The organism is Candidatus Ozemobacteraceae bacterium (genome assembly GCA_035373905.1).
Lineage (GTDB): Bacteria > Muiribacteriota > Ozemobacteria > Ozemobacterales > Ozemobacteraceae > MWAR01.
The window spans coordinates 149,122-171,758 of sequence record DAOSOK010000005.1; the positions used below are offsets into that span (position 1 = coordinate 149,122).

Here is a 22,637-nt window from a genome sequence, read left to right on the forward strand (position 1 = left end):
TTTCACGACTCGTCAAGGCGCTTTGGAAGCAGGTTGGGGTGCGGCCTTCCAGTCGACCATCTGGTAGACGCTGGTGGGAAGGATGGGGCGGAACGCGTCTTCGAGCAGAACAACCGGTTGAGCGGGAACGTCGTTGATGTTGGAGAAAGAGCCCTGCGTCTTGTTTGCGGGCAGATTAGAGATGCTGGAAAAGGGGGTTGAGGTGTTTGCCGCAGCCTGTCCGGAAGTCGGTCCCTGCGACGATCCCTGCGACTGTCCCTGCGCAGAGACGCGAGTCGCCTGCGGTGCGGCCGCCGGAGCGCTCGTTCTCTGCTTCTGGCCGGAACCATCCTCCGACGTGGTAGGGGCCCCGACTACCGTGGGGGAGGTGAACTGCTGGGGGCTGGTCGGCTGCTGGGGGGGGAACTGCGCGGCATAGGCCGACATCGTGTCTCCGCTTTGAGACAATGCTCCGCCTGCCTGACTGATAGCTGATCCGACCTGAGGATTGAAGATGCCGACGATCGTGCCGGCAACGCTGGCCAGAGAGCCGAGGACGCTCAGGATGGGTCCCAGAGCTGCCAGAAAGGCGCATCCCGTCAGGCTGATCGACATGAGAATCAGGAGCATGATGAATATCCCACCACGGCACAGTTTTTTCATCTTCCGAATGGTCATGACGGTCCCTCCTCTTTCGAAATTGTTCATACATGGGTGTTTTCATGATTTTTTGCACCCTGACAATTGATGATACCGAAACCTCAAGGGAAAATGTAACAGAATTTGCTTGCGATGTCGGGTGCGCCGAATGAACCCATCATGGATGAATGACGACGGATCGGCAATGCCCCAACAACGCTCCGTCCGTGTCGCGGCGATAGATCGCCGCTTCGACGGTAACGCTCGCGCCGATCCAGGCCGGGGGAAACCCGCCGGGCGGAGGCGAAAGCCGCCAGCGCGTTCCATCGTTCAGCCGGATCGTCCAGCCGAAGGCCTGAATCTCGGCAAGGCTCCCGGAAGCTCGAGATATGCCGCTTTGGATCACCGCTCCTGATATGGCTTTGACTTCTGTTTTCGCCCCGTCGAAGCCGAAAAATCGGCCGAGTAGGAGACTGATGACCAATGCTCCCACGATCCATCGTCCATGGGTGACGAAGATTCCGTACAGCATCTGGCGGATAATCTCAGCGGTTGGCGGGGGTGTCTCCTTCACTGACCGGAGAGAATAGGCCGGAGCCGGGATGGCTCTGCGGGCATTATCCTGTTTCAAACGTGCCGGAAATCCTTCTTCCAGGGTCTTGATCGTCTGTGGGGTGGCTCGTCCCACGGTGACCAGCAAATCGATGATGCGTGACCGGGTTTGGTCGGCACGTCTGGCGATTGCCTCATTTTCGTTTCGGGCCAATTGGTAGAGCGGATAAAGTGAATCGAGGTCGGGGTTTGCTTCGAACAGAGCGAAAGCACTGTCACATAATTCGGGGGCTTTTCCGGATGTGAGGAGGTCGACAAGACGGTCACGGATGAGGGAAAACTCGAATTGGACGAGGCAGTTCATCGACAGAGCCCTTTCTTGCACATTGGGAGATTGCAAAAGGGTGAACAGCGACGAAACGGCCTGGAGGGGGTCGGACGAGCGGAGGATCTTGATGGCTGCCAGACGGAGGCGTGGCCTGGGGGACTTGAGGAATTTTCCCAGCAGAGGAAAGACCTCGTCGGGCGAAACGGCGGCGAGATAGTCAAATGCGGCTGCCGCAACGGCGTCGTCCGTCTGACGAATCCCTTCTTCCGCGGCAGTCTCGAACCCGGGGAGGGCCAGTCGACAGGCGGTTCGGAAGGCGACGGCGCGGACTTGGGGAGGAGTGCTTGATTTCTCGAGAAGACCCTGAATGACTTCTGCCGTGATGTCAGCCTCTTCACGGGACCGGCTCGATAGCCAGCGTGCCTGATCTTCCGGTGAGGCTTCCGCGGGCCAATTCCGGGAAGACGCGAGATCGAGCTTGGGAGAACCCGGCTCGGCAACCGTGGAAATCGGTTGTGGACGGTCTTTTTCAAGGGGGGAAGCAGAGGGTGGCTCGAGCATGTCAACGATGGCCGCCCGCACGTCTTCGGGCATCGTCTCTTCGAGCAACTCCTTCAACGCTTCACGGATCGCCGGCTGGCCGAGGCGAAGTCTCAGAGAGGCGAGCGCTTCCTCGCGGAACACGGTGTCCGGCAGGGAGAACGCGGCCTGAAGCGTCTTGACGGCGCGCTTGGCGCCAAGCCGGTTGACATGCTTCTGGAGACGTTCCCGGTAGATTGCGGGATCTTCCGCTAGCTGACCGGAGGCGTGAAGAGTCGAGATGACCGTATGGAGAATCGCTCCCAGCATCTGCCCCTGGTCGGAGCGTTGCGAGAGGATATCCGCGATCCTGAATGGGATCTCGGGGTCGGGGTTGGCTGCGAGGATTGCGCCGGCGGCGTCGAGAAGCGCTGGAACCGGCTCGATCGACAGAAAGGTCAACAGCAGGGGGCGTGTGAGAGAAAAGGGAAGGCGGGCGCATTCCCGCAGAGCGGCAATGCGACCGTACCGATCGGCTCCGAACAGGAGCGCCTCGAGATGAGCGCGGGCCTCGTCGGGATCAATGGCGACAAGGGCGCGGATGAGCAGGGAGCGGAGCCGGGGGTCGGGGTTCTGAAGCATGCTCGGGATGTGTTCGAGCAATACCTGGGGTGCCAGTTCCATCAATGCTTCGATGGCGGCGAACCGCACGGCCTGGAGATTGGAGACCAACGCTTCCTTTAGAACGTCGAGCCGGGCGAGAGGCCATATCGATCCGAAACGGCGGATCAGATCGCGCGCTACAAGGGGATGGTTCTCTCGGCGAAACGCTTCGACCGCCCATGCGGCGAGATCTTTGGCCTGGTTCGGCGAAAGAGCTCTGAGAAGCCGGAGTTTTTCCTCCGGTGAAGCGGCTCCGAAGGTGCCAGGGAAGCCGGTCGTGTCGGGAAGCGTGATGTTCACGACAGATGCTTGAGAGGGAGCGGTTCTGGATTTGACCGAGGCTATTGCATGGCCGAGCAGAAGCCTGCATTCTTCATCTGATTCATTTTCGAGGGCCTGTTCCAGAGTCTGAACGAGATCGGCACCAGTTCCTTCGTAGATGAAGTGCTCGATGGCAAACAATCGGAAAGATTTCAGAGGGGCGTTGAGCTCATTGAGAAATGTGGCCTGGTCCGGCATCTTGAGAACAGTCCTCTTTCGAAGAGTATCCGCGAAGAACATATCTCCCTGCGCCGTCGTGACGGAGACGAACCATGGATGGCCTCGGCCACATCGCCGCCGCATCGCTCGGGGACGTTGAAAAAAGTATACCAGAGTCCCCGCTTTCCATCAGGCTGTTGACCCCGGATTTTTGATTGATTTCTGCGCAACGAAAGCCGCTGGGATGTTCCCGTTCCTGCTATTGATTCCTGCAGAATGAAAGCCACCCGTTCGCCCTGACTCTGTCGAAAGGCGACATGCGGAATCATCGGCAAATGGCTGTTCGTGCTTCGACAAGCTCAGCACGAACGGAGACACGAAGCAGGTTTTTGATATGCAGGACTCAATAAGCCAGCCTGTCAAAGCGCGCGAGCTTCTCGTCCTTCGACAAGCCTCAGGGCGAACGGATGATGTTCATTCTACAGCCCTCAATATGAATGTTTCACGCTCGCCGCTTTCCATTCCTCGTGCCTGTGCGGTTTGGGGAACGTGGCGGAGCCGGGGGGGCGCCCCTCATGGGCATGCGCAACGCCGCGGCCTTGTCAGAAGGGTGGGTTTATGCTACTGATGTGCTGGTGACGCATCCGGCAAAGAAAATGCCGGGTTTGTCAGGAGGGGTGCGTGGGTGCAACGATCAACCTGAACGAAACGGAGGGAATCCCGGTCTTTGCGGTGTCGGGATATTTCGATGAAGCCCTCGGCAAAGAGCTGAACGCCAGAGCGGACCCCTTGCTGATGCAGGGCAAGAATCGCCTGATTATCGACCTTGGGGGGTCTCCGGTCATGAACAGTCTGGGCGTTGCCCAGCTCCTCGAACTTACCGTGAGGGTGGTCGAGGATTTTGCGGGAAAACTGTATCTGGTTGGAGTCGCGCCGGTTGTGGTGAAGGTGCTGAATCTGGCCGGAGTTTTGCCGCAGGCCGAGCTTGTCGATTCCCTGTCCGCAGCCGTTCACCGCGCCAGGGGCTGAGCCCCCGGCGCAGCTTCATCACGGTTTGCCCGGCTTCGGAGAAAGCTCGGAGAGAGGCCTGGACCCCTTTATGATCGTTCCCCGATGATCGATCTCGGCGGAAAGGACTCCGTTTTCGAGTTTCACCTTCAGCAGATGCGACGCACCGACTGCGTCAGGAAGCGTCTTGGGAAGGTTGAGGACATCGATGTCGAGGTCTCCCTCGGCGAGGATCTTCCCAGAAGCCGCATCGAGAACGAAGAACCAGCTGCGGGTCGCCGAAGCCGGATCACCCGGCGGGTCGAAGCGGAGATCCGCCTCCTTTTGGAGACAATCAGTCACGAAAACGATCGATGCTCCATCTTCGGCCCAAAAATAGGTGATCAGCGACCGAAGGCCGGTGGTCTTTTGCCAGAGAATGCCATTGTCCTTGTCGCATACGCCGAATACCCCCGGTTGCGGCGGGTTGAAGAGATAGAACATCGCCTTGTCGCCGCCGGGCGCGGGAATTTTGTCGATATAGCCGGGGGCGGGAACATCGGAAGGAAGCTTTTCGCCGAGAGCCAGGAGGGGAAGGGTCGTTCCCCAAGCCAGCATCAGAAGCAGGAAAATTCCGAGCGCCAATCCATGGCGGACGCTCAACGGACGGCGTCGTGTCGTTTCGGTCTTGGAACGTGTGCTGGTCATACGTCGATTCTCCTTCTCAGCTTCGTGGGCCCACGACGAGTTTCCAGTCGCCCTTGACGTTTCCCATAAAGCTGTCGTTGCCGAGGCTGTCAGTCGGGTCATAGATGTCGATGACGTTCGGTTCATTCCGGTTGCCGGTCGTGTCGTCGTAGGTTCCGAGGTATCGGGTTCCTTGGGGAGTCTGGATCGAGATCGCTTCTCCCCCCTTGAGACCGTATTTTGAGATCAGATCCGGGGAAAGAGCAAGAGATGAACTACGAAGTTTGTTGTCCCGGTTTCCGATGCCCATCATGGTGTTTTTGTCCTTGGTCCGATCGCTTGGCCCGGCATACTGAGTCAGATTGAGCCGACCGTCGAATGCCTTGGTTCCGGTTGTGGCAAAACCGCTGCTGATCAAGGACTGCGCGTTGCTGGGGGCGGATCCTGCGGGCGACGGAGACGAGACGGGAGCGAGGGTGGTCTGACGGCCGGGCGATGTCTGTGTCCCGGAAAGGCCCGAAGTCGATGTTCGCATGCTGCCGCCGCCCGTGGACGACACTCTCGTGCTTGCAAAGGCGTTTCCATCTTCGTCGCGCAACGAAGCGCCTTTGATCGTGGGAGTGGTGAGAGTTCCGGGGGTGCCGGTGTTCGGGGATGCCGATTGAGAGATCTGTTGCCAAGTGTTCGTAAAGGTCTGTCCTGTTTGGCCGATGGCTCCGCTGATCTGCGAAATTTTCTGGCCGACTTCCGGGTTGAAAATACCGACAATCGATCCGACGAGTCCTCCGACTGAACCGAGGGTGCTCAGAATAGGTCCGAGCACGGCAAGGAACGGTCCGAGAGCGGCGCACCCGGTCAGGCTGACCGACATCGCCACGAGAAGCAGGACAAGGACGAATCCCCGACAGATGGTTCTTATTTTTCGCAGGACCATGGGAGAAACCTCCTTCAGGTGAAAAGATGGATTGAAACCAGAACGTGATGACAACATGCTCGGTGGCGGGCAAGACGGATATCAACTCGTTCCGAAGGAATAATACCTGATGCTTCGATTGCTCTGTAACAGAAAATTTCGATGCCCCGACCCCGGGGAACTCTCGAGGGTCTAACGACCGTTTCCCACCCCGAGCCGGATGATCTCGGCCTTCAGTTCAGCTATGGGATCCGGCATCGTGATCTCGTTCGAAAGCTGGCTTCCCGTACCAGACGAGGCGGATGCCGTTTTGAAATCTGCAAAAAAGGTTGCAACCGATGCGAGGGCTGCTTCGTTCCAATCGGTGCGAAGGACGAAGACGAATTCCGGAAGGGCCAACCCCGACGGAGTCTGGGCAAGCTCTTCCGCCTCAACGGTCAAGAGCCGGCTGAGGCTGGCGACGGAATCGTCGGGTTGCCCGAGTGCTTTCCAATCAGCAAAAAAGCGACCGATCAGGCGCGAGATATCGGGGTTGCGGCACTGCTGATCGAACCCCCGCAGCAGCAGGGCAAGATAGAGCGGTCCTCGTTCGAACGAGCGCATCAAGCGAAGGGACGGAAGGAGCGGGCTTGTGCCAGCCGCGACCGAGCGTGAGAGGCTTGCGACCTCCTCGGCGATGTGCTGCCGCAAAGGAGGAGGAACCATGAGACGTGCATTGGTCGTCGTGGCAACCCAAACAAGAGTGTCGCCGGTCACGTTCCGGAACTCCCGCTCTGCTGCGCGAAACAGCCCATAGCCGCATGTTCCGGCGATACCGACCAGCAGAATCGCGGTGACAACCATTTTTTTCCAGGCTGAGCGGATCTCTTCGTTTCCTTCCATTCAGGGTTTCCCGGACGAGGGCTTCGAGAAAGTTCGTGACAATCCAGCGGGAGATATTCTACCATCCGTTGACCGGCAAACACGAGGAATGCATGAATCCGACGACTTTTTTTCACATCGCTGCCTTTTTCTCCGGAATGGCGATCATGGGTGTCGAGGTCAGCGCCTCGCGTCTTCTCGCTCCGTATTTCGGCTCGTCGATGATCACCTGGACGATCCTGATCGGGATCATTCTCACCGCCATGAGCCTGGGAAGCCGCTTCGGCGGCCGGCTGGCCGATTCCTGCGACCGGCCCGATCGCCTGTTCAGGCTTCTTTTCTGGTGCGCGATCTGGGTGGCCCTTACGCCCTGGCTTGGCCGGTATCTCATGACGGCGGCTCTCTTCGGCATGATAGTGGCAGTGCCCGGCCAGGCGTTGCCGCTCGGCGTTCTGCTCTCCTGCCTCCTGATCTTCGCCCCGCCCTGTTTCGTTCTCGGCATGGTGTCACCGTTCCTTCTACGCTTCACCCTCCCCGATACCGCCGCGACCGGTCGAACCGCCGGTGACCTCGGGGCTCTTTCCACCGTCGGGAGCATCTTCGGCACCTTCCTGCCGACCTTCGTGAGCATTCCGTATCTTGGCTCGACCCGCACGTTTCTGCTCTTTGCGGCGGTGCTGGGGCTGATTTCCCTTGCGTATTTCCGGCTTGTGTCCCCCGAATCGAATCGTGCGGGCTCGGGAAGCCTGCTCGTGGTCCTGATGCTCTGCGCCTTGCCCGTCCTCCCGCTCCGGCCGTCGTTTGCCTTCTGGACGGCGTCGATTCTCGAGGATGAATCGGTGTACAACTACCTGCGCGTTGCGCGGGAATACGGCGGCCTGCAACTTTCGACGCACACTCTCATTGGCCGCCAGTCGATCGCGCGGGATGACGGCGTGATGACCGGCAATTACTGGGATTACGCCATGCTTGCCCCGTTCTTCCGTGACAATCCCCGGTTCGAAAAGCCCCTGCGGCTTTTGGTGCTGGGCTACGGGGCCGGCACGATCTCACGTATCTGCCGCTTTTTTTTTCCGGCATCGACCATCACCGGGGTGGAGATCGATCCGGCCATCGCCGCGCTCGGGTCCGTCTACTTCGGCGTGAAGCCGGGACAGGACGAGGTGGTGATCGAAGACGCCCGGACCTTTCTCACCCGCACCGAGCGGACATGGGACATGGTCGTGCTCGATGCATATCACGATATATCCATCCCTTTCCACCTGACGACCGCCGAATTCTGGTACCAGGTGAAAAGCCGCCTGGCATCGGACGGTGTCGTGGCGGTCAACTACAATCTGCCGTTCGCTGCCGATCTCGAACTGTCGGAATCCCTCGTCCAAACGATGAAAAGCGTCTTCCCCCGCGTTTTCGTTTGTCCGGTCAGGAACGAGGTGAATTCCATCTTCATCGCAACCATGGCGAAGGACAGCCGACTCCCTGATCCGATGCATGCTCAGGTCGGGGAGGACCACATCCTGTATCCTGTGTTCAAAGCGTTCTTGGCCCAGCACCGGGAGATCGTCGACACCGCGAAAATCCTCACCGATGACTTTGCCCCGGTGGAATGGTTGAGTAACCGGGCGCTCGGCAACGTCATCCGCGATGGAATCGCCATCGCGAAAGTCCGGGCGATTCACGCCCTGAGGACACTGTAGAGCCTTTCCCGGATTGCCTGAAAACGACGGGAAGGATGCATGCCTGATGTTGTGTGTCATGGCCGCCGTCTCCCCGCGTCGATACGCGGGATCCATCTCGTTGCTCGGTGAGTCCGCACGCGTGATCGGAGATGCGAGCGCATGACGGATCGTCACATTGGCCATGAACGGGCTGGCCCCGAACTCGTGCGGGTGTCGGTGCGGGACCTGGTTGAGTTCGTTATGCAGGCGGGGGATCTCGGCGGTGGGATGTTCGTTGGAGCGGGGCGGGCGGTGGCTGGGACGCGGGGGCATCAGCGGATTCAGAAGAGCCGACCGGCGGATTACGAGGCGGAGATCGCGGTTTCGTTCCGGGTTGTCACGCCTGAGGTCGAGCTCGAGATCAAGGGGCGGATCGACGGGGTGTGGCGCGGGGCCGATCCGGTTGTCATCGACGAGATCAAGACCACGACGACGCCTCTCATGGAAATCACGGTTGAAAACCAGCCGCTGCACTGGGGCCAGGCCAGGGTCTACGCGTATATGTTCGCGACGCAGCACAACCTCGAATGCATTGCCGTTCAGTTGACCTACCTGAACCTCGACACGCTCGAGACGCTCGAACTGCGGCAGGAATACGCAGTCGCGGAGCTGAAAACGTTTTTCGGCGACCTGGTTTCACGATATCTCGTGTGGGCGCGAACGATGAACGAATGGCGGTCTGCTCGCGACGCCTCGATCGCGGGCCTCGCGTTTCCCTTCGCGGGTTACCGGGCGGGCCAGCGTGCGTTCGCGGTCGGCGTGTACCGAGCGATCGCCGATGGGGTGAACCTGTTCGCCCAGGCTCCGACGGGCATCGGGAAGACGGTCGCCACGCTGTTTCCGGCGCTGAAGGCGCTGGGCGGGGGCCTCGTGGCGAAGATCTTCTATCTCACGGCAAAAACCGTCGGAAGAAATGTCGCCGAAGACACGCTGAAAATGCTCGCGGGAATCGGCCTGCGGTGCAAGGTGCTGACGCTGACGGCGAAGGAGAAGATCTGCTTTCTCGACACTCCCGACTGTCGGCCGGAAGCCTGCGAATATGCCCGCGGATACTTCGACCGCGTGAAGGATGCCCTGGAGGCGATCTTTCAGCGGGACTCCTTCAACCGGCCGGCGGTTGAGGAAGTCGCCCGGGCCCACCGGGTCTGCCCGTTCGAATTCTCGCTGTTTCTCTCGCTCTGGTCGGATGTCGTCATCGGCGACTTCAACTACGCGTTCGATCCCCGCGTGTATCTGCGCCGGTTCTTCGACCCGCCCCAGGATGAGTATGCATTCCTCGTCGACGAGGCCCATAACCTTCCGGACCGGGCGCGGGAGATGTTCTCGGCGGAGCTGCGGAAAAGCTGGTTCGCTGAGCTGAAGAAGCCGGTGAAGATCCCCTACCCGGCGGTCGCGAGAGCACTCGCGAAGATCACCCCGCATTTCACGCGAGCCTCGCGGGAACTGTCGCAGGCCGTGCCGGCCGGGGACCGCCCGCCGGGCGTTGCCGCCGAGCCTCCCGAAGAGCTGGTGCAGGCACTCCGTCGGTTTCTGAAGGCCGCGGAGGCCTGTCTGACCGAACCGGAGCCGTCGGAAGCCCGCACGGCGCTTCTCGAGGTGTATTTCCGCGCCACGGCATTCGTGCGAGTGGCCGAGACGTTCGATGAACATTTTGTCTGCTATACGGAAGTCGAGGGTCGTGACGTGCGGATCAGGCTGTTTTGCCTCGATCCGTCGGATCTGCTCGCCGAAGCCCTGAAGCGTGCCCGCAGCACCGTCTTCTTCTCCGCGACGCTGCTTCCCATGAAGTATTTCTTCGAGATCCTGGGCGGCAGGAAGGGCGGAAACATGCCGGACCGCATTCTGCGTCTTCCCTCTCCGTTCGATCCCGCGCGCCTCAGATTGATGGTGCTTCCGCAGATCCGGACCGAGTTTCGGGTGCGCGACCAAAGCTACGAGTCGCTTGTCGACATCATTCGCGCGGCGGTCGCCGGTCGTCGGGGAAATTATATGGTATATTTCCCATCGTATAAATACATGAACGCCGTTCGTGAAATCTTCACGGCGAAATGCCGTGATATCCGGGTTCTGGAACAATCTTCGGGAATGGATGAGGACGCCCGCGACGCATTTCTGAGGGAGTTCTCAGACGATGGATCTTCCACGCTCGTCGGCTTTGCTGTCATGGGAGGCATTTTCGGCGAGGGGATCGACCTGCGCGGAGAGCGGTTGATCGGCTCGATCATCGTCGGGGTCGGGTTGCCCCAGATCTGCCTCGAGCGGGACCTGATCCGCGATTTTTTCGAGCGGAAGTCGGGAACGGGCTTCGAGTTCGCCTACCGGTATCCCGGCATGAACCGTGTCATGCAGGCGGCGGGCAGGGTCATCCGGACGGAGCGGGACCGCGGCATTGTCCTGCTGATCGACGAACGGTTCCTCCGGCACGGGTATCGGAGCCTGTTTCCGAGCGAGTGGTCGCATGCCCGGACGATCCGCTCGGTCGACACGCTGAAACAGGCGGTGACGGCCTTCTGGAACAACATAAATAGGTAGCGCTATAGAACGCTTTTTCTCGGGCCGATGATCTCGAAAATTTCGACTTCGCTCTGTTTTCCCTTGACCTTCTCGATCCCGAGACGCTGGACATCGAACAGATGGCTGATGGGCTGGCAGGTTCTGCCGGAGATGATGATGTGCGTATGGGAGCCGTTTTTCGAGAGATCCTCGAGGCGTGCGGCCGTATTCACCGGGTCGCCGATGACGGTGTACTCGATCCTTCCCTGCGAAGAGCCGATGATGCCCGCCACGGCGATGCCCGTGTTGATGCCGATGCCGGCCTGGATGGTGAACAGGCCGGCCTGCTCGCGCCGCTGATTGAACCGGCGCAGTTCCTCGGTCATGTCGAGGGCCGCCTGAACCGCCCGCAGTTCGTCGTCGTTTCCCTCGTCGGGGTAGAACACCGCCATGATCGAGTCGCCGATGAACTTGTCGACGACGCCCCCGTGTCGTTCGATTGCCCCGGCCATGGCCTCCAGGAACCCGTTGAGCATCGTCACGACCGCCTGGGGCGGATGGACTTCGGTGATCGCGGTGAACGAGCGGATGTCGGAGAACAGCACGGTGACCTTGCGCTCCCGGCCCTCGGCATCCTGCCCGCGAAGATCGTTTCGAACGACGTTGCAGACGCTCTCGGACACGAATCTGGAAAGGCGCATCTTCTCCTGGAGGTGCTGGACCATCTCGTTGAACTTGTGCGCGACGACGCCGATCTCGTCCCCCGAAAGAACCGGGAACCGGAAGGTCAGGTCGCCCGCGCCGATCGTCGCAATGCCGGTCATCAGGGTGTCCAGCCCCCGGGTCATGAGGCTGGAGAAGCGGTTTGCCGTCAGAAGGCTGAGGAGGAGCCCGATGATCACCAGGAGGGCCGTCCGCCACACGATCGATGCCCGGACGCGATCCCTGAGAACGGCATTCTGGCTTGCATCGACGATCCCCACGACGGTTCCGGACGCGTTCCGGATCGGTGCGTAGGCGGTCTTCCAGTACCCATACATGTCGGATTCACCCGGGGAAAGGGACGGAGTGCCGTCCCAGGCTTTCAGCATGGCTGGAGTGATGTCGAAGATGGGATACCCCATGCAGAACGTGCCGGCAAGATGGTTGTGACCGTCGGCGACGGAGATGAAGTAATCACGCTTCTTCCGGTAGACGGCCAGCCAGGAAAACCGTGAGGCCTGCTGTGCCTTCTTCAGGAACGACCGCAAGTCCAGACAATACGGATCATCGTCGGACTCGATGGCCGCGAGCCTGTCGGGATCGATCGCAAGCGCCACCTGTGCGGCCTGCGACAGGAGATGCTCGTTCAATTCGCTTTCATATGCTTCTTCGACGTGGCGAAAAGTGAGGACGCTGCAGGCGAGCCCCGCAAGAACGACGAGGGAGCTGAACAGGAGAAAGACCTTCCATCTCAGTCGAAGCGGTCCTGAGTGCCACATGTGATCGATCCTCACCGATGAACGGCGCCGGTCGCACGGACCCAATTCCCGTCCGCGTCGAACACGTGTATGCAGGAATGAAACGCATCGGCGACCAGCAGTTCGCGCCGAGACTCCGCGTATGCCAGCCCGCCGAGCTGGAAAAACCGGCCTTTTCCGGCCGAGGCATCGGGAATACGCGGAACGAGCGCCTTCCGGAAACGCCAGTCGGCATCGAATACCGAAACCCGCATGGTCTCGAGCTCGGAACAGTAGAAATTCCCGGCACGATCTCGGCAGACGAACTGGGGAAACCGGACGCGGCCTTCCTCCTCTCCCGCTTCGACGACCGTTCGCAGAAAGGTTCCGTCGGGCCCGAAGAGCCGGAGACAGCTGTTGAAGGTATCGACGATGAGCATGTTCCCGTCGGGAAGCAGGCAGATGTCTTGGGGAAAATGGAGCTCACCGTTCTTGCGGCCGAACCTGCCGAATGTCGCCAGTGGTTGCCCGTCGCGGCGAACCCGTGTGAGTCTTGCCGTGTCGCCATCCGCGACGATGAGATCGCCGCCGGGCAAGGCCTGGAGTTGGAGAGGGAACTGAAGGGCCCTGTCGCGACCTTCCCAGACGATGCGATGAACTTGGTTCCCGTCGAAGTCAAAGAAGAGGATCTGGGAGATCTGGACGAGATCGGCATCATGTTTCGGACCGCCCGGAGTTCCCCGGGTTCGGTTGGCCACGGCAAATTCGGACGGGCCGGTGACTTCGAGACCCCAGAGAGGGAATTCTGTCGGATCGACGCCGGGAATGCGTAGCTCGCGTGAGTTTCGAAAATCGAGGTCCGAGATCAGGATCCGGCGGTTCCCGGTGTCCAGGATGAGGAGTCGCGTCTCGTCGCCCGTCAGTCGAAGTGTCGTGGGGCGATTCAGCATGTGGGGTTCCCGTCCGCAGCCTGTGGCAAAGGGAACGAGCAGGACGGCGAGAAACAGCAACCAGCCGACGCGCCCCCCGCTTCTCGGGAGAACGGTATGGCCGCATCTGGAGAACTTTCCTCTCGGTGACGCCCCGTCCATCGATCCTCTCTTTTCATCAAATTAGTGAGAAAAGAGGGGGGAGTCAAGTTTCGCTTTTCAAGCGCAGGAGAGATCGGGCGGTGATCGGGCTGTGAAACCCCGGGATCAGATCCATTCGGGAACGACGAGCTTGCCTGCGGCGCGAAGCCTTTCGATCAGCAGGGTGATGATGGCGGAACGGCGCATGATGCCGCGCTGGCGGAACGCGATATCCTCGTGGCCCGCGTTGGTGGCCCGGCCGATCAGAATGTTGATGCGGTCGGCGGAGCGCAGGGCCTGGCAGAGCTGCGTGACGCCGGTGTCCGGCTCGTATTCGACGGGGTCGGCCTCGAGGATGTTGAACACCTGGTTCAGCGTCACCGCGCCTTCCGTCACGAGATCGACCCCTTCCAGACGATATGCCGGCGGCGCGATCAGGCTTTGCCCGGCGGGTTCCATGCCGAGCGGCCTGCCGAGCCGGCGCGCGACGATCTGGGCCGTCGTGGCGCCGCAGACGATGTGCATGCCGGGCATCCGCAGGAAGCGGCCCGCGGTTTCCCCGTCGAGACGCTGGTCGGCGGGCGGTCCTGTAAATATATTGATAACGATACCGGTTCTCACCCGCGCGAGCAGGGTGGTGCAGTCGTCGCCGAAGGGGCCTTCCCAGTAGATGCGGGCCTGATCGTGCACGAGCCCGGCCATCTCGCTCATGGAGCGCCCCTCCGCGCGGCATTCGTCGAGATATCGTCTCACGCCTTCGGTGCTCCAGCCGAGCTTGATCGTTTTCCCGATGCCCGCCTGGGTGATACCGTCGCTCATCAGCATGATTCCTTCGCCGGGCTCCAGGAACAGGCCGGTTTCCCCGACGAGCTCGGTTTCGAGGGCGATAGTGCGCATCTGGAGGGCAACGGCGGCGTTGCGCGTCAGATACAGTGGCGTGGGCATCTCGTAGGAGAGAACCGTCGCCTCGCCGGTGTTGAGAAGGCGGATGGCGCTCAGAACGGCATAGGGAAGATCGGTGCCGCGCGCCTCGTGCATCGTGTGGACGACGCGCGAGAACGCCTGGCGCATCGAAAAACCCCGGCGCAGGAGTTCGGTCATTCGGGAAACCGCCATCCGGGCCGCGACGGCCGCTTTCACGCCCGAGCCGAGACCGTCGGAAAGCAGGATCGTCGTGGCTTCCGGCGTCCGCTCGACGCTCCAGACGTCGCCGCAGGCCGCGGCGCGCTTTTTGGCGGAGCTTGCCGCGTCTACTTCGACGTGAAGATATCCCATGGTGCGAACCGGTTCCGTTCCGCCCCTTTCTCGTCTGGTTCCTTCATGCCGGGAGCATCACTCACGAGCCGGAGGAGATTCTCGACCAGCTCTTCGCCCCGGGCGCTGCTTTCGCCGAGCAGTTTCGCCATCTGCTGGGCCATGTCGACCTGATGGGTCAGGAGTTCGCGGGCCTGCGAGATCGTCTGAAGCCGCAGGTCGTCGAGTTGCTCGCGACTCTTCTGGGCCATGGTGACGTTCACGAAGATGCCGACGATCTGTCTCTCGTCGCGCAGCGGATACACGATCTGGTGGGCGACGAGATTGTAGCGTTCGTGCCGAACCGTCGTTTCGATGAGGTGTTCGGCGCCGGTCAGGACCTTTTCGAACGGCTCGGGATCCATCAGGACCGAGATATGCTTGCCCAGCACCCCTTCGGAACAGTAGAAAAAGCGTCGGAATGCCGGGTTCATGCTGATGACGCGGAGCTGCTCGTCGCACATGACGATCCCGTTCGGACTCGTTTCGATGATGCGGTCCGTGCGCTGTTCCGCGAGCCGGCGCATCCAGGGAATGCACATCTCGGCTTCGGCCATGCCCTGGATGACGGCGATCGCCTTGTCGCGGCACGAGGGATACCCGCAGGCGCCGCAGTTGAGCTGGTCTTCGGGCGCCGCCTTGCCGGTCGTCTCGAGCACCTTCCGGATTTTCTCCTCGGTGATTTCAATATCGATATCTTTATATTCTGGTCCATACTGCGCCGACGTGTCGGAATCAGCTTCCCGACTGCCCGGAACCGTTCCCGGGGCCGCCGCGGCGTAGCTCAGGACGCCGTCGCGCCGCGTGAGAAGGGGGCGGTCCCCCGGCATCGCTGGGCCGTTGACGCAGCCCTGGTTGCAGAACAGCGGCTCGACGATCCTCGGCCCTTTCGTCTTCGTGATGCCGTCGAGCAGACGTTTCACGTCGTCGATGCCGCTGACGGCGACGATGTCGGAAACGAGCGCGTCGGCGCCCAGCGCCGCCGTCCTGGTCAGGCCGCCCGGGAGTGGGAAGAGCCGGGCGTCGCCCGCCGGTTCGTCGTCGAACCGGCTCTCTTCGAGCCGGTCGAGCCTGATGTTCTCCCGCTCGAACCACTGCCGGAGCTCCTCGAACGTGAGCACGCAGTCGACGATGCCGGCGAGGTCGGGACGGTCGGCCTCGGCCTTCTTGGCGACGCACGGGCCGATGAAAACGACGTGATCGGCGCCGCCCGGCTGGTTTTTGAGCATGCGGGCATGAGCGATCATCGGCGAACTGACGGGCGTCAACGCGTCGACGAGTTCGGTTCTATATTTTATTATATAATGTACGAACGCCGGACAGGCGGTGCAGAGATGCGGGCGATTCGGCTCCCGGGCCGCGGCGGCAGCCGTCGCCTGGGCGGTGGGGTAGGCGCCGACCGATGTCTCGGCGACCCGGGCGAAACCGAGCGCCCGCAGGGCCGACGGGATGCGGCGTTGTTCCCACGGCGAATACAGCGCGACGAACGAGGGGGCGAGACTGACGGCGACGTTCTTCGATTCCCGGACGAGCCGGATCGCCCGCTCGAGATCGGAACGGTAGGTCTTCGCGTGCTGCGGGCACTCCCGGATACAGGTGCCGCAGGCGATGCACCGGTCGGCCACGACCGAGGCCTGCCCGTTCTCCATACGGATCGCCTTGACGGGGCAGACGCGCAGGCACCGGTAACAGTCCCGGCACCGCGCCTTGTTCGTGAACACCACCTGGCCCGGAGTAGCCGCTCGATCCCGTTCCATATCGTTCATTCCCCCATCATATCAATATCCGCCACATCAGGAGAACAGCCTTCACTGCCGGAACGCGGGCGGATCACGATCCGCTGCCCTCCTGACGTGGGGGCGGGTTTGAAACCCGCCCGTGAGGCACACGACCGTGAATCGTTCGATGTTCACGTTGTCCCGTCAGGATGTGATCAGGCCTTCAACGGTCTTGATGGCCGTGGCGAGGGTGCACTTCTCGAACACCTTGTCGCCGATCACGACGGTCGGGCCGCGGTCGCACCGCTCGTGGCAGAACGATGCCTGCACGTCGACGGCGTGCGTGAGGCCGCGCTCCTCGAGGTGCTTGACCAGCCCCTGGAGCAGGGTCTGCGAGCCCTTCACGTAGCAGCTCGTGCCGACGCAGACCGTGATCTTGAGCTTCTCGGCGGCCGTGCCGGTGATCAGGGGAATTCCCGTATCACCCAGTCGGCGTCGCGAATGGTACCCGGTGTGAAGCAGTTCGTGCGCCTTGTGGCCGCCGACCTCGCCGAGATTCCGCTTGTAGAGCTCGCTGATGTAAGGGTTCTCCTGCGACTTGTGGAGCGGCTGGGTCTTGTCGGCGTCGTACAGCCCCTTCGCACGCCGCCGCCTGGCGGCCGTGTCGCGGCTGAGCGGCTGGCCCGCCCCGCCGACGCAGCCGCCCGGGCAGGCCATGACTTCGACCAGGTGGTAGGCGCTCTTTCCCTGCTTCACCTCGTCGGCGACCTTGCGGGCGTTCGCGAGGCTGTGGACGACGCACAGTTTCAGCTTCTTGCCGGCGACGTCGAACTCGATCTCGCGTCGGCCGTCTTCCCCGCGGACCTGCACGAAGTCGGCATTCTCGAGGGTGCGTCCGGTTACCTTCTCGGCGGCATAGCGCAGCACGGCCTCGGTCACGCCGCCGCTGGCGCCGAAAATGACGCCCGCGCCGGTCTTGAAGCCCATCGGCATGTCGAGCGACTCGGGAGACAGACTCCGGAAATCGATGCCGCGTTCCTCGATCATCCGGGCGAACTCCTGCGTCGTGAGCACGACGTCGACGTCGCGAATTCCGTCCTTCGCGAACTCGGGCCGGCGTGCCTCGAACTTCTTCGCGGTGCAGGGCATGATCGAGACGATGACCAGGTTCTTGTTCTCGATGCCCAGCGCCTTCGGAAGCGTATCGCGAGCTATTGAACCGAACATCTGCTGCGGCGATTTGCAGCTCGACAGGTTCGGCAGAAGTTCGGGGTGATATTGTTCCGCATATTTCACCCAGGCCGGGCAGCAGGAGGTGAACTGGGGCAGCCGTTCCCCCTTCGTGAAGCGGGTCAGGAACTCCTCCGCCTCCTCGATGACCGTCAGATCGGCCGAGAACGACGTGTCGAACACCTTTTTGAAACCCATCGCCTTGAGGGCTGCGACGGCCTGCCCGGTGACGACCTCGCCCGCCTCGAGACCGAACATCTCTCCGAGAGCGACGCGAACGGCGGGGGCGATCTCGGCGATGACCGTCTTCGACGGGTCGTCGAGCAGTTTCCAGACATCCTCGACGGACGAGCGCACGGTGAGGGCGCCGGTGGGGCAGACGGCCGCGCACTGGCCGCAGTTCACGCACTCGACCTGGTCGAGGTTCTTGCCGAACGCCGGCAGGACGGCGGCGTCCCGGCCGCGACCCGCGAAGTCGATCGCGCCGATGCCCTGAACCTCGGCGCACATGCGCACGCAGTCGCCGCACAGCACGCACTTGTTCGGGTCGCGCACCAGCGAGGGGCTGGAGACGTCGATCGCGCGCGGCTGGTGAATCGGCTTGAACCGGTTCTTCGTGATGCCGAGCCGTCGCGACAGGTTCTGCAGCGTGCAGGCGGCGCTCTTCGAACAGGTCGGGCACTGGCCGTCGTGGTTGGCGAGCAGCAGCTCGACCACGATCTTGCGCATCTGCCGGATCTCCTCGGTCGTCGTCTTCACCTTCATGCCGGCCTCGGGCTTCGTCGAGCAGGCGGCCATCAGGCCGCGGCCCTCGACGTCGACCATGCACATGCGGCAGGCGCCGTAGATGCTGAGATCCGAGTGGTAGCAAAACGTCGGCAGCTCGATGCCGGCCTTGCGTACCATCTCGAGAATGTTGCGTTCGCCCTCGATCGGAACGGGGCGGTTGTCGATCAGAACGGTGGCAGTCGTGTTGTTCATCGTTGTCACACTCCCATGACGGCGTCGAATTTGCAGGCGGTCGCGCAGGCTCCGCATTTGATGCAGACCGCCGGATCGATGACATGCGGCTTCTTCACCTCGCCCTTGATGGCATGGACGGGGCACTTGCGGGCGCAGGCGGTGCAGCCCCTGCACTTCGCCGCGTCGATCGTGATCGAGCGCAACGCCTTGCACCGGCCGGTCGGGCACCGCTTCTGGAACACGTGGGCGTCGACCTCGTTTCGGAAATACCGCAGGGTGGCGAGCACCGGGTTCGGGGCGGTCTTGCCGAGGCCGCACAGCGAGCCCTTGCCGACCGCGACGGCCAGCGTCTCAAGCGTGTCGATGGTCTCGGCCGTGGCGCGGCCCTCGATGATGTCGTCGAGCAGTGCCAGCATCTGGCGCGTGCCTTCGCGGCACAGCACGCATTTTCCGCAACTTTCGTTCTGCGTGAACTGCATGAAGAACCGGGCCACCGAAACCATGCACGTGTCGCGGTTCATCACGACAAGGCCGCCCGAGCCGACCATCGCTCCGACGCCCTTGAGCGAGTCGAAGTCGAGCGGCAGGTCGAGATGCTCGCTCGTCAGGCAGCCGCCCGACGGACCGCCGATCTGGACGGCCTTGAAGCCGTCGGGCCAGAGAGCGCCGTCGTCGCGGGTCACGCCGCCGCCGATGTTGAACACGATCTCGCGGATCGTCGTGCCGAACGGGACCTCGATCAGGCCCGTGTTCGCGACGTGGCCGGTGAGCGCGAAGTTCTTCGTGCCGGTCGAGTTCTTCGTTCCCATGCCGCGCAGCCATGCCGCGCCGTTCCGGATGATGAGCGGCACGGTGGCCAGGGTCTCGACGTTATTGATGACGGTCGGCTTGCCGTTGAGGCCTTTCTGGGCGGGGAACGGCGGCTTCGGCATCGGCATGCCGCGCTTGCCTTCGATCGAGGCGATGAGCGCCGTTTCCTCGCCGCAGACGAACGCGCCAGCGCCTTCCATCACGTGAAGGCGGAACGAAAGGCCGCTGCCGAAGATGTTGTCCCCAAGCAGGCCGAGCCGCTCGGCCTCTTCGACGGCGAAGCGGATGCGCTTCACGGCGAGCGGATACTCGGCCCGCACGTAGACGTAGCCCTCGTCGGCCTCGATGCCGCGCGCGGCGATCATCATGCCTTCGATGACGCTGTGGGGGTTGCCCTCCATCACGCTGCGGTCCATGAACGCGCCGGGGTCGCCCTCGTCGCCGTTGCAGATGACGTATTTCTTCGGCCCGGGCTGGACGCGCGTCAGTTCCCACTTTTTACCGGTGAGGAAGCCGCCGCCGCCGCGCCCGCGCAGGCCGGAGCCTTCGACTTCCTCGCAGACCGTCTTTGCCGACATCTTTGTAAATACCATTCTGGCGGCCTCATACCCACCGTGCGATATATATTCACGAATATCATCAGGGTCGATATGGCCGCACTCCCTGAGGACGGTCCGTTGCTGCCGCTTGTAGAAGGGGATGTCCGAACCGTGGACGCAGTGGGCGCCGGTGGCCGGGTCGGCATAGACGAGCCGGTCGATGGGCTTTCCCTGCTTGAGCGTCGTTTCGACGATCTCGGCGACATCCTCGACCTTCACGCGCGTATACAGGTAATTCTCGGGCAGGACCGTGACGAGCGGGCCCATCTGGCAGAAGCCGTGACAGCCGCTCTTCGAGACCCAGACGGCCTTGTCGGCTTTCTCCTCGCGGAGTTCGGCGATGACCGGCAGCTGCTCGGCGGCGATCTTCTCGATCAGCGCCTGGTGGACCTTGAGGGCGCCGTTCGCGACGCAGCCTGTGCCGGCGCAGATGATGACCCGGCGCGCCGGCTTTGCGGCGGCGGCGGAAAACGTGGAAGCGATGGAGTTCAGATCGGCTGTGGCAGTCATTTCGCGGCCTCCTTCACGGCGAGCGCGTCGATCAGGGCGACGGCGGACTGGGGCGTCATCTGGCCATGCACGTCGTCGTTGATGACGATGACCGGTGCGAGGCCGCAGGCGCCGAGACACGAGACGGTTTCGACGGTGAACAGCATGTCGGGCGTCGTGCGCCGCTTCTCGTCGAGGCCGAGCCGCTTCCTGATCGCCTCGAGAATCGGGATCGACTGTTTCACATGGCACGCCGTTCCGTCGCAGATCCGGATGACGTATCTGCCCTTGGGTTCGAGCGCGAAGTGCGCGTAGAACGTTGCGACGCCGTAGACGCGGGCGGGCGGCAGGTCGAGCGAGGTGGCGACGAAGGCCATGACCTCCTCGGGCAGGTAGCGATACTCCTCCTGGACGGCCTGCAGAATGGGAATCAGCTTCCCGGGGTCGCGGCCGTGTCGGTCGAGGATCTCGCAGACCTTTTCGAACTTGCGGGTGAGCGTGACCGGTTCCATGTGTTCGGCTCCTTCGATGATCTGATGATGTGAAGAGGGAAAGGTGTGTGTGAATCAGCGGGATGCGCCTTGAGAGCGCTTGCGGCCGAGTTTCGTCGAAAGAACGGCGAGGCCCGAGGCGAGGTTCTCCGTTTGAACGATCACCTCTTCAGGCAGGGAAAGCGAGACGGGTGCGAAATTCCAGATGCCCGTGATGCCGCCTTCGACCATGGCTTCGGCGACCTGCTGGGCTGCGGACGCCGGGACCGTGATGATGCCGAGCCTGATCTTCATGCGCCGTGCGAGGTCCGCGATCTTCTCGCAGGGCAGCACCTTGCAACCGGAAACCGTCGTTCCGATTTTCGCCGGGTCGCTGTCGAAAGCCGCGACGATCCTGAGCCCATACCGGCAGAAACCCTCGTACCCCAGCAACGCCTGGCCGAGATGGCCGGCGCCGGCGAGAAACGCGTCCGTCAGGTTGTTCCAGCCAAGGAACTCCTCGATTGATGTCAGAAGCTGGGCGATGCGATACCCGACCTTAGGCTGGCCCCTGATGCCCGTGACGGCGAGATCCTTGCGAACCTGCGTCGGGTCGAGGCGCAGATCGGCGCCGATGTGCGTGCACGAGACCACATCGCGCCCGCGCTCGGCGAGCGTTTTCAGATAATGGTGATAGAGAGGGAGTCGGCGCAGAGTCGGTTCCGGCGCCATTCTCGGCATCCCCGTCTCTTCTTTGTTTCCGGCTGTCATCGCGATGTCCTCCGGTTGATCGATCGGTTCCCGTCCCTTCAGGCTGGCACCGGACGGCTCCAAACGGATTGTGAAAATTATAACGAGAAAAGTTTCTCGATATGAATATATCGGCAGAGCGGGGGCGCGTCAAGAGAAATCGTGAAAATTTTCTCTATTCAAACTCGAATTAGGGGGACGTGATACCGAATTCGGAGGATATGCTTCCGATTTTCTTGGGTTTATCTCTCAGCATCGGGATTCTTATTGATTCCTGCAGAATGAACGCCACCCGTTCACCCTGAGCCTGTCGAAGGGCGAAATGAGGAATCATCGGAAAGTGGCTGTTCGTGCTTCGACAAGCTCAGCACGAACGGAGACACGAAGCTGGTTTTTGATATGCAGGACTCAATACCTTGTCTGGTGGCCTGGGAATCCCTCAAACGTGATCTGGGCGACGACGGCTCATCTGCTGAAACGCTGTTGGGCACGGTGACGAACGAAAACTGGTTGTGAAAGTTGCGTATCACGTCCCCGGAATTCGGAATTCCGGAAGCGTCAGGGGGAAATGCCGAAGAGAAGGCCCAGCAGGGCGCCGAGAGCGACGACGAACGAGAGGCAGCAGGCGAAGGGGCCGCTTCCCGGGCGTCCTTTCCGCCTCAGGGCCTCGTACAGGTGGCGCCGTTCGGGCGGAACGAGCTCGACGAGCCGGTCGAGAAGGGCGAGGTCGTCGAGGTAAAAGACCGGATCTGCCGCGTCTTCGGGCTGAAAATACAGGATGCCGTTCTCGTGGCCGCCGAGAACGGGGCGGCAGCGGGCGAGGGGATACTCGAAAGAGATATCCCGCTCGAGATCGTCGTAGGTGAGCGTTTCGGCGAAGATGCGCACGAGGCCCGTCGCCTGGCCTCCCGGCACGGAAGGGTGAATCACCCCTCCGAAGCCGGAGAGGCCGTCGCGCGGGAATGCCCGTTCATCCATGGGTTAGCC

The 22,637-nt window shown here is 61.9% G+C and carries 17 protein-coding genes; 3 read left to right on the forward strand and 14 right to left on the reverse strand.

Features of this window, described 5'->3' with window-relative positions:
* Nucleotides 1-12 precede the first annotated feature (12 nt).
* Entirely contained in the window at nucleotides 13-657 is a 645-nt protein-coding gene (locus PLU72_03830; protein ID HOT27295.1) for a hypothetical protein, read from the reverse strand.
* 139 nt (nucleotides 658-796) lie between these two features.
* On the reverse strand, nucleotides 797-3,199 hold the full coding sequence (locus PLU72_03835; GenBank protein HOT27296.1) for a hypothetical protein: 2,403 nt from the start codon (nucleotides 3,197-3,199) through the stop codon (nucleotides 797-799).
* A gap of 642 nt (nucleotides 3,200-3,841) precedes the next feature.
* On the opposite strand from PLU72_03835, the gene PLU72_03840 reads away from it, so the two are divergent.
* Nucleotides 3,842-4,189 carry an STAS domain-containing protein gene (locus PLU72_03840; protein ID HOT27297.1) on the forward strand — a complete coding sequence of 116 codons (348 nt, stop codon included), beginning with the start codon at nucleotides 3,842-3,844 and terminating at the stop codon, nucleotides 4,187-4,189.
* 18 nt (nucleotides 4,190-4,207) lie between these two features.
* On the opposite strand, the gene PLU72_03845 is transcribed toward PLU72_03840, so the two are convergent.
* From PLU72_03845 to PLU72_03855, 3 genes are all read right to left on the reverse strand, one after another.
* Entirely contained in the window at nucleotides 4,208-4,855 is a 648-nt protein-coding gene (locus PLU72_03845; GenBank protein HOT27298.1) for a hypothetical protein, read from the reverse strand.
* Nucleotides 4,856-4,871: 16 nt separating this feature from the next.
* Complete coding sequence (locus PLU72_03850; protein HOT27299.1) at nucleotides 4,872-5,768, reverse strand: hypothetical protein; 897 nt, start codon at nucleotides 5,766-5,768, stop codon at nucleotides 4,872-4,874.
* Nucleotides 5,769-5,939: 171 nt separating this feature from the next.
* The gene (locus PLU72_03855) at nucleotides 5,940-6,629 is read right to left on the reverse strand and encodes a hypothetical protein (protein ID HOT27300.1); all 690 of its coding nucleotides are present in this window, start codon (nucleotides 6,627-6,629) and stop codon (nucleotides 5,940-5,942) included.
* A 92-nt stretch (nucleotides 6,630-6,721) separates the two neighbouring features.
* On the opposite strand from PLU72_03855, the gene PLU72_03860 reads away from it, so the two are divergent.
* Both PLU72_03860 and PLU72_03865 read left to right on the forward strand, forming a co-directional pair.
* On the forward strand, nucleotides 6,722-8,305 hold the full coding sequence (locus PLU72_03860; protein HOT27301.1) for a fused MFS/spermidine synthase: 1,584 nt from the start codon (nucleotides 6,722-6,724) through the stop codon (nucleotides 8,303-8,305).
* Between the two features lie 141 nt (nucleotides 8,306-8,446).
* Nucleotides 8,447-10,858: an ATP-dependent DNA helicase gene (locus PLU72_03865; protein ID HOT27302.1), complete on the forward strand. Its 2,412-nt coding sequence runs from the start codon at nucleotides 8,447-8,449 to the stop codon at nucleotides 10,856-10,858.
* Nucleotides 10,859-10,860: 2 nt separating this feature from the next.
* Here the strand turns inward: PLU72_03865 and PLU72_03870 are convergent, their stop codons facing one another.
* The 9 genes from PLU72_03870 to PLU72_03910 all read right to left on the reverse strand — a co-directional run bounded on the left by PLU72_03870 (nucleotide 10,861) and on the right by PLU72_03910 (nucleotide 22,628).
* Nucleotides 10,861-12,300, reverse strand: a complete 1,440-nt coding sequence (locus PLU72_03870) for an adenylate/guanylate cyclase domain-containing protein (protein ID HOT27303.1) — start codon at nucleotides 12,298-12,300, stop codon at nucleotides 10,861-10,863.
* An 11-nt stretch (nucleotides 12,301-12,311) separates the two neighbouring features.
* Nucleotides 12,312-13,349, reverse strand: a complete 1,038-nt coding sequence (locus PLU72_03875) for an NHL repeat-containing protein (protein HOT27304.1) — start codon at nucleotides 13,347-13,349, stop codon at nucleotides 12,312-12,314.
* 105 nt (nucleotides 13,350-13,454) lie between these two features.
* Nucleotides 13,455-14,603, reverse strand: coding sequence for a SpoIIE family protein phosphatase (locus PLU72_03880; protein ID HOT27305.1), 1,149 nt, complete (start codon nucleotides 14,601-14,603; stop codon nucleotides 13,455-13,457).
* Nucleotides 14,579-16,378: a [Fe-Fe] hydrogenase large subunit C-terminal domain-containing protein gene (locus PLU72_03885; GenBank protein ID HOT27306.1), complete on the reverse strand. Its 1,800-nt coding sequence runs from the start codon at nucleotides 16,376-16,378 to the stop codon at nucleotides 14,579-14,581. Before PLU72_03885 ends, PLU72_03880 begins: the two co-directional genes overlap by 25 nt.
* 165 nt (nucleotides 16,379-16,543) lie before the next feature.
* On the reverse strand, nucleotides 16,544-18,550 hold the full coding sequence (locus tag PLU72_03890; protein HOT27307.1) for an NADH-dependent [FeFe] hydrogenase, group A6: 2,007 nt from the start codon (nucleotides 18,548-18,550) through the stop codon (nucleotides 16,544-16,546).
* Nucleotides 18,551-18,555: 5 nt separating this feature from the next.
* Nucleotides 18,556-20,451: an NADH-ubiquinone oxidoreductase-F iron-sulfur binding region domain-containing protein gene (locus PLU72_03895; protein ID HOT27308.1), complete on the reverse strand. Its 1,896-nt coding sequence runs from the start codon at nucleotides 20,449-20,451 to the stop codon at nucleotides 18,556-18,558.
* Nucleotides 20,448-20,942 carry an NAD(P)H-dependent oxidoreductase subunit E gene (locus PLU72_03900; GenBank protein ID HOT27309.1) on the reverse strand — a complete coding sequence of 165 codons (495 nt, stop codon included), beginning with the start codon at nucleotides 20,940-20,942 and terminating at the stop codon, nucleotides 20,448-20,450. The genes PLU72_03895 and PLU72_03900 overlap by 4 nt, the downstream gene beginning before the upstream one ends.
* A 54-nt stretch (nucleotides 20,943-20,996) precedes the next feature.
* Nucleotides 20,997-21,671 carry a redox-sensing transcriptional repressor Rex gene (locus PLU72_03905; protein ID HOT27310.1) on the reverse strand — a complete coding sequence of 225 codons (675 nt, stop codon included), beginning with the start codon at nucleotides 21,669-21,671 and terminating at the stop codon, nucleotides 20,997-20,999.
* Between the two features lie 537 nt (nucleotides 21,672-22,208).
* Nucleotides 22,209-22,628, reverse strand: a complete 420-nt coding sequence (locus PLU72_03910) for a hypothetical protein (GenBank protein HOT27311.1) — start codon at nucleotides 22,626-22,628, stop codon at nucleotides 22,209-22,211.
* Between the last annotated feature and the right edge of the window lie 9 nt (nucleotides 22,629-22,637).

Excerpts from the sequence above, each read along its gene's own strand:
- PLU72_03880 (HOT27305.1), bottom strand. The coding sequence starts at position 14,603 with ATGGGATATCTTCACGTCGAAGTAGACGCGGCAAGCTCCGCCAAAAAG.
- PLU72_03910 (HOT27311.1), bottom strand. The coding sequence starts at position 22,628 with ATGGATGAACGGGCATTCCCGCGCGACGGCCTCTCCGGCTTCGGAGGG.
- PLU72_03865 (HOT27302.1), top strand. The coding sequence starts at position 8,447 with ATGACGGATCGTCACATTGGCCATGAACGGGCTGGCCCCGAACTCGTG.
- PLU72_03860 (HOT27301.1), top strand. The coding sequence starts at position 6,722 with ATGAATCCGACGACTTTTTTTCACATCGCTGCCTTTTTCTCCGGAATG.
- PLU72_03905 (HOT27310.1), bottom strand. The coding sequence starts at position 21,671 with ATGACAGCCGGAAACAAAGAAGAGACGGGGATGCCGAGAATGGCGCCG.
- PLU72_03875 (HOT27304.1), bottom strand. The coding sequence starts at position 13,349 with ATGGACGGGGCGTCACCGAGAGGAAAGTTCTCCAGATGCGGCCATACC.
- PLU72_03845 (HOT27298.1), bottom strand. The coding sequence starts at position 4,855 with ATGACCAGCACACGTTCCAAGACCGAAACGACACGACGCCGTCCGTTG.
- PLU72_03850 (HOT27299.1), bottom strand. The coding sequence starts at position 5,768 with ATGGTCCTGCGAAAAATAAGAACCATCTGTCGGGGATTCGTCCTTGTC.
- PLU72_03830 (HOT27295.1), bottom strand. The coding sequence starts at position 657 with ATGACCATTCGGAAGATGAAAAAACTGTGCCGTGGTGGGATATTCATC.
- PLU72_03895 (HOT27308.1), bottom strand. The coding sequence starts at position 20,451 with ATGACTGCCACAGCCGATCTGAACTCCATCGCTTCCACGTTTTCCGCC.
- PLU72_03870 (HOT27303.1), bottom strand. The coding sequence starts at position 12,300 with ATGTGGCACTCAGGACCGCTTCGACTGAGATGGAAGGTCTTTCTCCTG.
- PLU72_03890 (HOT27307.1), bottom strand. The coding sequence starts at position 18,550 with ATGAACAACACGACTGCCACCGTTCTGATCGACAACCGCCCCGTTCCG.
- PLU72_03900 (HOT27309.1), bottom strand. The coding sequence starts at position 20,942 with ATGGAACCGGTCACGCTCACCCGCAAGTTCGAAAAGGTCTGCGAGATC.
- PLU72_03885 (HOT27306.1), bottom strand. The coding sequence starts at position 16,378 with ATGGAACGGGATCGAGCGGCTACTCCGGGCCAGGTGGTGTTCACGAAC.
- PLU72_03855 (HOT27300.1), bottom strand. The coding sequence starts at position 6,629 with ATGGAAGGAAACGAAGAGATCCGCTCAGCCTGGAAAAAAATGGTTGTC.
- PLU72_03835 (HOT27296.1), bottom strand. The coding sequence starts at position 3,199 with ATGCCGGACCAGGCCACATTTCTCAATGAGCTCAACGCCCCTCTGAAA.